The organism is Flavobacterium sp. (assembly GCF_041911335.1).
Lineage (GTDB): Bacteria > Bacteroidota > Bacteroidia > Flavobacteriales > Flavobacteriaceae > Flavobacterium.
This window is the reverse complement of record NZ_JAYRPD010000047.1, coordinates 56,875-69,738: the sequence shown is the minus strand read 5'-3', so window position 1 is coordinate 69,738 and position 12,864 is coordinate 56,875. Positions and strand designations below refer to the sequence as shown.

Sequence of the window (12,864 nt, the reverse complement as noted above, 5' to 3'; positions counted from 1 at the left end):
GCAAATATAGAACGATTTTTATATTTTCCAAAACAATTAATAAAAAAAATCAATTTGTATATTTGCACTTCATAAAACAAAACCATGCTTTTAACAATCGATGTTGGAAATTCAAGAATTAAAGTTGCTGTCTTTGAACACAATAAGCAAGTTGACTTTTTTATTTTTGAAACAAAAGAGGCACTAAAAAATTTTAAAAATATTTTTAAAAAATATTCCAATCTTCAAAAAATCATTCTTTCTTCGGTTGGAAAACTAGATGAAGACGTGGTGAATTATATCAAAAGTCAGTTTCAAACAGAAATAATCACACACAAATCAAAGTTTCCTTTCACAAATTTATATACAACACCAGAAACTTTAGGAATAGATCGAATGGTTTTAGCCGCTGGCGCTACTTTAATTTACCCAAATCAAAACAAATTAATTATTGATGCTGGAACTTGCATTACCTATGATTTCGTGAATTCTGAAAATCAATATTTAGGAGGCGCTATTTCACCTGGCATAAAAATTAGATACAAGAGTTTAAACAATTACACTTCAAAATTGCCGTTATTATCTTTAAGTGAAAATTTTGATGTCATTGGAAATAGTACAAAAAGTGCTATTCACAACGGAGTAATTAACGGAGTTCTCTTTGAAATTGAAGGGTTTATTTCACAATATTCTCTTAAAAATCAAGATTTAACAATAATTTTAACAGGAGGAGACGCAGAATTTTTGGCTAAAAGATTAAAAAGCACCATATTTGCCAATTCAAATTTCTTACTAGAGAGTTTGAATATCTTATCAATTTATTTAAATGAAAATGATTAAAAGAATAATTGTTGTATTAAGTATTTTTTTCTCTTTAACGTCGTCAGGACAAGAGCAAACATCTTCACCCTATTCATCTTATGGATTAGGCGAGATAAAATATAAAGGAACTACAGATGTAAAAGCTCTTGGCGGTCTTGGAATTGCAGGAGATAGTATCAATATAAACTTACTAAACCCAGCCTCGTATTCTAAAATAAAATTAATCTCATTTGCTGTTGGAGGAACAACATCTTTCACAAATATTCAGAACAACTCTGAATCCGACAAATCAAAAAGAACAAGTCTTGATTATTTGCTAGTAAGCATCCCTTTAAAAAAACTAGGGGTAACATTTGGCCTTATGCCTTATTCGTCTGTTGGATATAAAACAAAGAGTAATTTTACAGAATTAGATGGAAGTGAAAGGTTTAAATCTAAAATTGGAAGTGGTAATGTCAATAAATTTTTTACTGGACTTGCTTATTCATTTAATAAAAATCTTAGTGTTGGTATTGATTTTGGATATCACTTTGGAACAACAGAAAACGATTTTACCGAGAGTTTATATTCTCCAATAATCTTACAATACGGCACTAAAGAAAGAAACACTTCAAAAACAAATGGATATTCAATAAATACAGGTATTCAATATTCAAAAAAAATAAGCTCAAAATTAAATTTATTAACGAGTTTTACATTTAGTCCCGAAACAAAATTTAAAAACACAAACGACAGAGTCATTGCAACTGTCACTTATTCAAATAGTGGGTCAGAAGCCTCTTTTGATGTAAGCGATGTTGTAACAACAAAAATAAACATGATAAATCCTTCAAAATTTAGTTTTGGAGCTGGAATTGGAGAAGCAAAAAAATGGTTAATTGGAACCGATATTACTTTTATTAATAATAAAAAATTAATAAACAGATTTGATATGGGTTCAGCCGTTTCATTTGAAAATTCTACCAGAATTGCTGTTGGAGGATATTATGTTCCTAAATACGATTCCTTTTCAAATTATCTAAACAGAATTGTTTATAGAGCAGGATTTAGATATGAAAACACTGGATTAGTAATAAATAACACCAGTATTAATGATTATGGCATGAATTTTGGACTAGGTTTACCAGTTGGTCTTTCTAGAATAAACTTAGGAGTTGAATTTGGAAAAAAAGGAACAACTTCAAACAACTTAATAGAAGAAAAATATTTCAACCTTAGTATTGGTTTATCATTAAACGATATTTGGTTTAAGAAAAGAAAAATTGATTAATTATTTATAGTACCCAAAAAATGAAAACGAAATTAACTTTACTATTTATAGCAGCAGCTAGTTTTTTTGTTCAAGCACAAAACACAGAAGCTTGTACTGAAACTTTAAGCTTAATGACTACTTCAGTAAAAGCGAAAGATGTAGCAAGTTATGATTATTTAACAACTTTAAGAAAAGATTGTCCGTCTTTCCATAAAAGCATTTACTCTTATGGTGAATTAGCTATCAAAATGAAAATTGAAAAAGCAACAACACCACAAGATAAAGAAAAATACGTTCGTGATTTATTAAAATTATATGATGAGCACGATCAATATTTTCCTGGAAATGGCGCTGGAAATAAAATGAAAAAAGGTTTAGTGTTGTTTGAAAACAAAGTTGGAACAACTGATGAAGTATTTCAATTACTAGATGTTGCATTCAAAACTGACTATGCAAACTTTAAGTATGCAAAAGCGATGTATGTTTATTTCGAAATTTTAGTAAACAACCACAAAGCTAATAAAGGCGTAGAATTACAACAAGTATTTGATAAATATGACGATATTTCTAAAAAACTTGATGAAGAAGAAAAAGAATTATCTGAAGAAAATGATACTTTTTTAACAAAAGAAGAAGCAGGGCAAGCATTAACTGACAAAGAAAAAGCCAGAAAAGCCAGAATTGAAAACAGTTTAGAAATTTTTGGAAATGTTAGAAATGACATGGACAATATTGTACTAGAATTATCTACTTGTGAAAAACTTATTCCATTTTACCAAAAAGGATTTGAGTTAAACAAAACGAATGAAGAGTGGTTAAAAAGAGCCGCAAATCGTTTAGATGTAAAAGGATGTGATTCTGACCCAATATTCTCAAAAATATCTGAAGCGCTATATAAATTAAATCCAAGTGCTGACGCTGCGTATCAGTTAGGTGTAGTGGAAATTCAAAGAAAAAACACTACTAAAGCTTTAGATTATTTTAATCAAGCTGCTAACTTATTCACAGATAACACTAAAAAAGCAAATGTGTATTACAGAATTGCAACAATGTATAGCAAATCAAACAAGGTACAAGCTCGTACTTATGCGAGAAAAGCTTTGTCTGTAAAACCATCATTTGGTAAAGCCTATTTATTGATTGCACAACTTTATGGAGGTAGCATCAACGAATGTGGAGCAACTCAATTTGAAAAAAGAGCTGTATATTGGCTAGCTGCTCAATATTGTGATAAAGCTGGCGCTGTTGACTCATCAATCAAAGGATTGGCAAGCAAAACTGCCGCAAGTTATAGAGCAGCAGCACCTTCTACATCTGAAATTTTTTCAGAAGGAAAGCAAGGACAAAGAATTGCTTTTAACTGTTGGATTGGTGAAAGCGTAGTTGTACCAAACATTGGTAAATAGTGAAACTATTCATTAAAAATAATATTTTAAACATGGTCACGATATTTATCGTGACTATGTTTTTTTCGTGTGAAAGCGACATCAAAAAAGTACAACAACTTAGCGAAACAAGTTTTATACCTACTGGAGAAGCCGACACAATTAACCTGAAATATACTGATTCTGGCAAAATCAAGTCGATTTTAAAAAGTCCAAAAATGTTAGATTACAGTAACATTACAAATCCTTTTACTGAGTTCCCAAAAGGCATCCATGTTACATTAATTGACAACAATGGAAATACTACTACCGTTGTTTCAAACTATGCCATTTCTTACAAAAAAACAGACATCATTGATCTTCAAGGCAATGTAATAATTAGCTCTCAAAACGGTAAAAAACTAGAAACTTCTCAATTGTATTTTGATCAAAAAAACGAATGGTTCTTTACTGAAAAACATTTCAAATATACCGATGAAGCGGGAGGCTATTTAGAAGGTCCAGGTGTAGATTTCAGCAAAGACTTTAAAGTTTTTAACATGCAACAAAGTAGCGGCGAAGTAAACACTACTGACAAATAATTGTTTTGCAATTTGCTTTTTATTACATTTGATAAATTTATTAAATCATGACTTATTTAAAATTCATTCAATATATCTATTTAATTTTTGCAGTTTTCTCTCTATACGATGCTTTTGATAAATTCAACAAAAATGAAGATTACCTTTTAAGCATTATTATTGCTGCTGTTTCTATAGGGATGTTTTTCTTCAGAAGACATTTTCACAACAAATACCAAAAAAAATAAACTCTAAATGGAGATAGCCATTATTGTAATTTGCTTACTACTTTCGGCTTTCTTTTCTGGAATGGAAATCGCTTATGTTTCTTCAAACAAAGTATATTTATCTATAGAGAAAAGACAACAAAACTTTAATGCCTCTATCCTTAATAAACTTACAGAAAAACCCTCACAGTTTATAACTTCAATGCTCGTTGGAAACAATGTTGTATTAGTAGTTTATGGTATTTATTCTGGAGATTTAATCATCAATTGGCTAGAAGGCTTTTTTGAATTTACAGCATTTATTGGATTGTTGCTTCAAACATTAATTTCAACGGCAATCATCTTATTAACAGCAGAATTTCTTCCAAAAGTTTTCTTTCAAATTTATGCAAATTCCTTTATTAAGTTTTTTGCCGTTCCAAGTTATTTCTTTTATCAATTATTTTTTTGGCCAACAAAATTTATCATTTGGATTTCAGATATTATTTTGAGAAAATTCTTTAAAACTCCGGGCGATCAAGTAAAAGAATATTTCAGTAAAGTAGAATTAGGAAACTATATTACCGAACAAATGAACAATGTTTCGCAAGACAATGAAATCGATTCCGAAATTCAAATATTCCAAAATGCACTTGAGTTTTCCGATTTGAAAGCGAGAGATATTATGACGCCGAGAACCGAGATTAGCGGTGTTGACATATTAGATACTATTTCAGAACTAAAAGATTTATTTATAACAACAGGCTATTCTAAATTACTGATTTACCAAAATTCTATAGATGATATTTTAGGATATGTGCATTCATTCGAATTGTTCAAAAAACCCAAAACCATCAAAAGTATAATGATTCCTGTGGAATATATTCCAGAAACAATTTACATCAAAGATGCTTTAGATTTACTAACTAAAAAAAGAAAAAGTATTGCAGTAGTTTTAGATGAATACGGCGGAACATCTGGAATCATAACCGTGGAAGATATTATCGAGCAACTTTTTGGAGAAATTGAAGATGAACATGATTTAGACGAAGAATTAATAGACGAAATCATAGAAGAAAACACATATTTGTTCTCTGCCCGACTAGAAGTTGAATTCTTAAATGAAAAGTACAACTTACAAATTCCAGAATCGGATTCGTACACAACTTTAGGCGGTTACATTGTAAATTACACAAAGGAAATTCCGACAAATGAAGAAAAAATAATCATCGAGAATTTTGAAATTATCATCCATTCGGCAAGTAATAAAAAAATCGAATTGGTTCGTTTTTCAGTAAAAGAAGAAAAAAGATAAAAATCTTTAAAAATTTGAAGTAAAATATGACTTTACTATTTTATTATTAAATAGATAATTGTATTTTCGCCCTCTGAAAAAAATTAAACACAAATAAAAATGGCAGTTTTATCTAAAATTAGACAACGTTCATTCTTCCTAATTATTATCATTGCTTTAGCATTGTTTTCATTTGTATTAGCAGATGTAATTCAAAGTGGTACATTTAGCACAGGAGCTAATAATGTAGGCTCAGTTAATGGAACAGACATTGAAGCACAAGAATTTATGCAAAATGTTTCAAACATTGAAAAACAAGGTCAAGGTACTAGCACTACTCAAGCAATGAATAGCGCTTGGGAACAAGAAGTTAGAAGAATTATCCTTACAGAAGAATTCGATAAATTAGGTTTAAAAATTGGTAGCGAACAATTAATTAACGTTATCAAACAAAATCCTAACTTAGCTCAAAACCCTCAATTTTTGAATGCTGCTGGTCAATTTGACGAAAATAAATTCAAAGAATTTTTGAAAGGAATCAAAAATGCTCCAGACCAAACACAATGGACAGAGTGGAAAACGTTTGAAAAAAATGTTGAAAGATATGCTGTAGAGCAAATGTATAACACTATGATAAAGTCTGGTGTTTACACTACTAAAGCAGAAGGTAAATTCCAATACAAATTAGAAAACGACAAAGTAGATTTCGAATATGTAACTGTTGCTTTTTCAACAGTAAATGATGATCAAGTAAAAGTTTCTGATGCTGAGATTATCGACTTTATGAAAAAATCTCCTAAGAAATACAAATCTGAAAATACAACAAGTATTGATTTCGTTTTAGTAGAAAACAAACCATCAAAAGAAGACGAACAAGCAATGTTATCTTCAATTGGTGATGTTAAAGTAAAATTTGACTCAGTTGCAAATGTTGGAGAATTTGTAAATGCCAATTCAGATATTAAATTTGATTCTACTTATTTAGCGAAAAAAGATTTACCTCTTGATTACCAAGAAGCATTATTCAATTTACCTGTTGGAGGTGTTTATGGACCATACGTTTTCAACGGACACCAATGTATTTCTAGAATGATTGCTAAAAAAGGAAATGCAAGTGCAAAAGCTAGTCACATTTTATTAGCTTACAAAGGAGCTCCTCAATCTACTGCTACTAGAACTAAAGAAGAAGCTCAAGCTTTAGCAAATGATTTATTAGCTCAAGCAAAAGCAAATCCAGGAAACTTTGCTATGTTAGCAATGACAAACTCAGACGATCCAGGATCTAAAAATAACGGTGGTGAGTATGACAATATCACTCCAGGACAAATGGTACCTAAATTTAATGACTTCGTATTCAATAATCCTGTAGGCTCTATCGGTGTTGTTGAAACTGATTTTGGTTTCCACGTAATCAAAGTTACTGATAAATATGATGCTGTTTTAATGGGAACTGTAGCTCAAAAAATTCAACCATCTGAGGCAACTATTGATGCTATCTATACAAAAGCGAGTCAATTAGAAGCTGATGCTAATGAAAATTCAGATTTTGCAGCTTTAGCTAAAAAAGCAGGATTAGAATTAATACCAGCTACTAACTTAAAAGGATTCGACGAGTACGTTCAAGGAGTGGGTTCTCAAAGAGAAATCATCAGATGGTCATTCAATAAAGATACAGAAATTGGTGATGTTAGACGTTTTGAAGTTCCTCAAGGTTTTGTTATTGCAAAATTAAAAGATAGAAACGAAAGTGGATTATTACCAATTGACGTAGCAAAACAACAAGTTGAACCAATTATCAGAAACCAGAAAAAAGCTGAAATTATCAAGAAAAAAATGAGTGGCGCTTCTTTAGAAGCAGTTGCAAAAGCTTCTGGAGCTTCTGTTCAACCTGCTATGGGAGTTTCATTAAAAATGCCTGTTATTCTTAATATCGGTAATGAACCTAAAGTTGTTGGTAAAGCATTTGGATTAACTGCAGGTAAAACTTCTGAAATTATTGAAGGAAATTCAGGTATGTTTATGGTAAGAGCTAAAGCAGTAACTAAAGCACCTGAAGTACCAAGTTACACAACTTACATTACTCAAGATAGAACTCAAAATCAATCATACGCTATCTCTAAAGCATACACAGCTTTAAAAGATAAAGCAGATATAAAAGATAACAGAGCTAACTTCTAAGAAGAATTTCATATAATAAAAAAAGGCTATCCGAAAATCGTGATAGCCTTTTTTTATTTAATTTGTTTTATAACATAGGTTACAATACCCCAAATTATAAATTCGTTATGTGGTTCAATTTGAATGGGAGCATAACTTGGATTTTCGGGCATTAAAAAAAGAGCTTCATCTGTTTTCTTGATTCGTTTTACTGTAAACTCACCATCTATAAAACAAACCGCTACAGCATTATTTCTTGGCTCAAGACTTCTGTCAATTACTAAAATATCGCCATCATCAATGCCTGCTCCTATCATGGAGTTTCCACTTGCTTTGGCATAAAAGGTTGCTTCTTTATTTTTAATTAATAAATGATCTAAACTTACTTTTGATTCTTCAAAATCAGCTGCTGGCGAAGGAAATCCCGCTTTAATTTCACTTGAAATAAATGAAGTTTCAATCGGATTTTCAAAATCAGGAACGAAGAAAGTTATTTTGGAATTTACTTGCATTTTACTTCTAGTAATTCGTTAAAATTCGTAGTATATCGATTGGATAAATGATTCTGTTTCATTTTCCAAGTTCGTTTTAAATCTTGTGACGCTAATCTAAGTTTACGCTCGCCTGTTTTCGCCTGAACTGCATCCATAACTTCCATAAGTTTTTGGTATTTGGGATTCTCCTCATCAAAAAGCTTAAATTGGCGTTGCGAAGAAGGTACAATCTCTGAAACTATAACACCTGCTTTTTTGTAGGCTGTTCCTTCTTGATACAACTCTTTAAGCATGGAAATCGCAATTTTACTAATTGAAAAAGAAGTATTGGAAGGGAAAGATAAAGTTTGCATGCGATAAAAACTATACTTTTCACCATTAGCGTTAAATGGATCTTTTCGCAAATACAAAGTAACCGCATTACAACAGGAATTTTGCTTACGTAATTTCTCAGAACAAACACTGGCAAAAGTTACTACTCGCTCTTTAAGTTCATTAAAATCAGTAATATCTTTCTCAAAACTTCTCGTTACAGCGATATTTTTCTTTGCCTTAGGTTCTTCCATTTCTAAAACTGATTTCCCTTCTAATTCATACTTCAAACGCATTCCTACAATGCCCATTTCTTTTCGAATAAAGGATTCATTATGCGGAAGTGTAAAATCGTAAGCTGTTTTGATATTTTTAGCTTGCATTTTTTTGGTAAGACGGAAACCAATACCCCAAACATCTTCAATTTTAGTCCATTTTAAAGCTTTAATCCGTTTTTCTTCGGTATCGATAACATAGATTCCATTTGTGCGTTCTGGAAACTTTTTAGCTATTTTATTAGCTACTTTTGAAAGTGCTTTTGTAGGTGCAAAACCGATTCCGATTGGAATACTTAACCATTTCAAAATTCTGTGTTGGATTTCTGCACCATAAACATTGAAATCAGGAATTGTCATTCCTGAAAAGTTTAGAAAAGCCTCGTCGATGCTATACACCTCAACATTTGGCGTATAATTTTCCAAGATCTTCATCACTCTATGGCTCAAATCGCCATACAAAGCATAATTGGAAGAAAAAACGTGAATATCATGTTGCTTTATCAAATCGCGAACTTGAAATTCAGGTGCGCCCATTGGAATTCCCAATGCTTTAGCTTCGTTACTACGCGAAATGATACAACCATCATTATTAGACAATACCACAACAGGTTTGCCATTTAATTGAGGCTGAAAAACACGTTCACACGAAACGTAAAAGTTATTACAATCGACTAAAGCATACATCTTGTAAAGTTACTTCAACTTTCACAAAAAGAAAATGAATCAATTGTTAATGTTAATAAAAAACCCAACAACTAGAAAAAGTCGTTGGGCTAGTAAATTATATAAAATCAAACTACAGCTAGTCATTCAGTTTTAAAACCGCCATAAATGCTTCTTGCGGAATTTCTACATTTCCAACTTGACGCATACGTTTTTTACCTTTTTTCTGTTTTTCTAAAAGTTTACGTTTACGTGAGATATCTCCACCGTAACATTTTGCCGTTACGTCTTTTCTTAAAGCTTTGATAGTTTCACGAGCGATAACTTTTGCTCCGATTGCAGCCTGAATAGGAATATCAAACTGTTGTCTTGGGATTAATTCTTTTAGTTTCTCACACATTTTTTTACCAATGTTGTATGCATTACTTTCATGAATTAAAGCCGAAAGCGCATCTACTGGTTGTGCATTTAATAATACGTCTAAACGAACTAATTTTGATTCGCGCATTCCTATTGGATGGTAATCAAAAGAAGCATATCCTTTAGAAACGGTTTTTAATCTATCGTAAAAATCAAATACGATTTCCGCTAATGGCATATCAAAATTCAATTCTACTCGTTCGGTAGTTAAATAGGTTTGATTTGTAATTAAACCACGTTTTTCGATACACAAACTCATTACATTTCCAACGAAATCAGATTTTGTAATGATGGTTGCTTTGATATAGGGTTCTTCTACTCTATCTAATTTTGAAGGTTCTGGTAAATCCGAAGGATTGTTTACAATTAAAATCGTATCAGGTTCTTTTTTGGTGAATGCATGGTACGAAACGTTAGGAACCGTAGTAATAACGGTCATATCAAACTCACGCTCTAAACGTTCTTGGATAATTTCCATGTGTAACATTCCTAAGAATCCACAACGGAAACCAAATCCTAACGCAGCCGAACTTTCCGCTTGGAAAACTAATGACGCATCGTTCAATTGTAGTTTTTCCATCGAAGCACGCAAATCTTCGTAATCTTCTGTATCTACAGGATAAATTCCGGCGAAAACCATTGGTTTTACATCTTCAAATCCTAAAATTGCATTTTTTGTTGGTTCTTTAGCATCCGTAATCGTATCTCCTACTTTTACCTCTTTAGCTTCTTTAATTCCTGAAACTAAGTAACCAACATCACCAGTCGAAATTACGCTTTTTGGAACTTGATTCAATTTCAATGTCCCAACCTCATCCGCATAATATTCGTTGCCAGTAGCCATGAATTTAATCTTCTGACCTTTTTTGATTTCTCCGTTAAGAACACGGAAAATAACTTCAATTCCTCTAAAAGGATTGTAATGTGAATCGAAAATCAAAGCTTGAAGCGGTTCATCTTTATCTCCTTTTGGAGCTGGAATTTTCTCAATAATAGCTGCCAAAATATTTTCAACACCAAAACCTGTTTTTCCAGAAGCATGAATAATATCTTCTAATTTACATCCTAATAAATCGATAATATCATCACTAACTTCTTCAGGATTAGCACTTGGTAAATCCACTTTATTTAAAACCGGAATAATTTCCAAGTCGTTTTCTAAGGCCAAATACAAATTCGAAATCGTTTGTGCCTGAATACTTTGCGCTGCATCTACAATCAACAAAGCACCTTCACAAGCGGCAATCGAACGAGAAACCTCATATGAGAAATCCACGTGACCAGGAGTGTCGATTAAGTTTAAGATATAATCTTCTCCTTTGTATTTGTACTCCATTTGAATGGCGTGACTTTTTATGGTAATCCCACGTTCGCGCTCCAAGTCCATGTTATCTAATAACTGAGCTTTTTCTTCGCGAGCCGAAACGGTTTGTGTAGCACTCAACAATCTGTCGGCTAACGTACTTTTTCCGTGGTCAATGTGTGCAATAATGCAGAAATTTCTAATGTGTTTCATTCTTCAAGTTCAATGTCAAGTTCAAATTCCAATAGCAATTCTTTCGAACAATTAATCTGCAAATATAAAGCAAAGTTTTGATTTATAAGGCCGAAACTTGAAACCTTAAACTTGAAACCAACAAAAATTTGTATTTTTGCAAAAAAAATTGAAGCACCATGCCTAAAATTGGTAACATCATATTACCCGATTTTCCTTTATTATTAGCCCCAATGGAAGACGTAAGCGACCCACCATTTCGTCGTTTATGCAAATTACATGGTGCTGATTTGATGTATTCTGAATTTATTTCTTCGGAAGGATTGATTCGTGATGCCATGAAAAGCAAACAAAAATTAGATATTTTCGATTACGAACGTCCAGTTGGAATTCAGATTTTTGGTGGTGATGAAGAAGCTATGGAAATGTCATCGCGAATAGTTGATGCCGTTCAACCAGATTTGGTGGATATTAATTTTGGCTGCCCAGTTAAAAAAGTAGTTTGTAAAGGTGCTGGAGCAGGCGTTTTGAAAGATGTTGATTTGATGGTTCGTTTAACCAAAGCAGTAATCAAAGGAACAAATCTTCCGGTTACAGTAAAAACACGTTTAGGCTGGGATGAAAGTTCAATTAATATTGACGAAGTTGCCGAGCGTTTGCAAGATATTGGTGTGCAAGCCTTAACGGTTCATGCCAGAACACGTGCGCAGATGTACAAAGGACATTCCGATTGGAGTCATATTGAACGTGTAAAAAACAATCCAAGAATTACGATGCCAATTTTTGGAAATGGTGATATTGATTCACCAGAAAAAGCTTTGGAATACAAAAATAAATACGGTTTAGACGGAATGATGATTGGTCGTGCTGCGATTGGTTATCCTTGGATTTTTAATGAAATTAAACATTATTTCGCCACAGGAGAAAAATTAGCTCCACCAAGCATGAACGACCGTATTGAAGCCGCAAGAAATCACTTAATTTGGAGTATCGAATGGAAAGGCGAACGTTTAGGCATCAACGAAATGCGTCGTCATTATACCAATTATTTCAAAGGCATTCACGGATTTAAAGAATACAAACAAAAATTGGTTACCACAGATGGTATTAATCAATTGTTAGATGTGTTTACGGAAATTGAGCAGGTGTATGCGGATTATGTTTTCGAGGGGTAATTATCTACCCATGATACACCCTAGAAAACACAATCTTTCCGTCTTTAATTTCTAAAACTTCGGCTACCAACATATCGGGTTCACCAGCTACTTGACGAGTATATTCCATAAAAACTCGGTCGGTATTAGCGGTTAACGAAGTTACTTTGTAGTGTAATGTTGGTAATCTATCAAAAGCGTCTTGCCACCAAACGCGCATCGCTTCTTTTCCGATAATTAAACCATTAGTTTCGGGTTGACGAATTTTTAATTTCGGACTGAAATGTTGGGCTTCGTCGTCGTATAATTCTAATAATTTCTCTAAGTTTTTGGTATTAAAAGCATCGAACCATTTAATGGCGATTTGTTGTAGTTGATTTGGCATAAAGTATA

The 12,864-nt window shown here is 32.3% G+C and carries 12 protein-coding genes; 8 read left to right on the top strand and 4 right to left on the bottom strand.

The annotated features are described in order from the left end of the window. Positions 1–84 precede the first annotated feature (84 nt). The 7 genes from ACE3PD_RS07795 (at position 85) to ACE3PD_RS07765 (ending at position 7,676) form a co-directional block, all read left to right on the top strand. Entirely contained in the window at positions 85–819 is a 735-nt protein-coding gene (locus ACE3PD_RS07795; RefSeq protein ID WP_374401195.1) for a type III pantothenate kinase, read from the top strand. Next, positions 806–2,071, top strand: coding sequence for a hypothetical protein (locus ACE3PD_RS07790; protein ID WP_374401193.1), 1,266 nt, complete (start codon positions 806–808; stop codon positions 2,069–2,071). Before ACE3PD_RS07795 ends, ACE3PD_RS07790 begins: the two co-directional genes overlap by 14 nt. A gap of 20 nt (positions 2,072–2,091) precedes the next feature. Next, positions 2,092–3,459, top strand: coding sequence for a tetratricopeptide repeat protein (locus ACE3PD_RS07785; protein WP_374401191.1), 1,368 nt, complete (start codon positions 2,092–2,094; stop codon positions 3,457–3,459). 32 nt (positions 3,460–3,491) lie between these two features. Beyond that, positions 3,492–4,019, top strand: coding sequence for an LPS export ABC transporter periplasmic protein LptC (gene lptC, locus ACE3PD_RS07780; protein ID WP_374401189.1), 528 nt, complete (start codon positions 3,492–3,494; stop codon positions 4,017–4,019). Positions 4,020–4,066: 47 nt separating this feature from the next. Then, positions 4,067–4,246: a hypothetical protein gene (locus tag ACE3PD_RS07775; protein ID WP_374401187.1), complete on the top strand. Its 180-nt coding sequence runs from the start codon at positions 4,067–4,069 to the stop codon at positions 4,244–4,246. A 7-nt stretch (positions 4,247–4,253) separates the two neighbouring features. Then, positions 4,254–5,519, top strand: a complete 1,266-nt coding sequence (locus ACE3PD_RS07770; RefSeq protein WP_374401185.1) for a hemolysin family protein — start codon at positions 4,254–4,256, stop codon at positions 5,517–5,519. A 99-nt stretch (positions 5,520–5,618) separates the two neighbouring features. Continuing rightward, positions 5,619–7,676 carry a peptidylprolyl isomerase gene (locus ACE3PD_RS07765; RefSeq protein ID WP_374401183.1) on the top strand — a complete coding sequence of 686 codons (2,058 nt, stop codon included), beginning with the start codon at positions 5,619–5,621 and terminating at the stop codon, positions 7,674–7,676. Positions 7,677–7,729: 53 nt separating this feature from the next. Here ACE3PD_RS07765 and ACE3PD_RS07760 read toward each other — a convergent pair whose 3' ends face one another. From ACE3PD_RS07760 to lepA, 3 genes are all read right to left on the bottom strand, one after another. Then, complete coding sequence (locus ACE3PD_RS07760) at positions 7,730–8,167, bottom strand: LexA family protein (protein WP_374401181.1); 438 nt, start codon at positions 8,165–8,167, stop codon at positions 7,730–7,732. Next, the gene (locus ACE3PD_RS07755; RefSeq protein WP_374401179.1) at positions 8,158–9,423 is read right to left on the bottom strand and encodes a Y-family DNA polymerase; all 1,266 of its coding nucleotides are present in this window, start codon (positions 9,421–9,423) and stop codon (positions 8,158–8,160) included. Before ACE3PD_RS07755 ends, ACE3PD_RS07760 begins: the two co-directional genes overlap by 10 nt. A 118-nt stretch (positions 9,424–9,541) precedes the next feature. Continuing rightward, positions 9,542–11,338 carry a translation elongation factor 4 gene (lepA, locus tag ACE3PD_RS07750; protein ID WP_374401177.1) on the bottom strand — a complete coding sequence of 599 codons (1,797 nt, stop codon included), beginning with the start codon at positions 11,336–11,338 and terminating at the stop codon, positions 9,542–9,544. Positions 11,339–11,496: 158 nt separating this feature from the next. On the opposite strand from lepA, the gene dusB reads away from it, so the two are divergent. After that, entirely contained in the window at positions 11,497–12,492 is a 996-nt protein-coding gene (dusB, locus tag ACE3PD_RS07745) for a tRNA dihydrouridine synthase DusB (RefSeq protein ID WP_374401175.1), read from the top strand. Between the two features lie 4 nt (positions 12,493–12,496). Here the strand turns inward: dusB and ACE3PD_RS07740 are convergent, their stop codons facing one another. Further along, positions 12,497–12,856, bottom strand: a complete 360-nt coding sequence (locus tag ACE3PD_RS07740) for a nuclear transport factor 2 family protein (RefSeq protein WP_341682124.1) — start codon at positions 12,854–12,856, stop codon at positions 12,497–12,499. Positions 12,857–12,864: the final 8 nt, after the last annotated feature.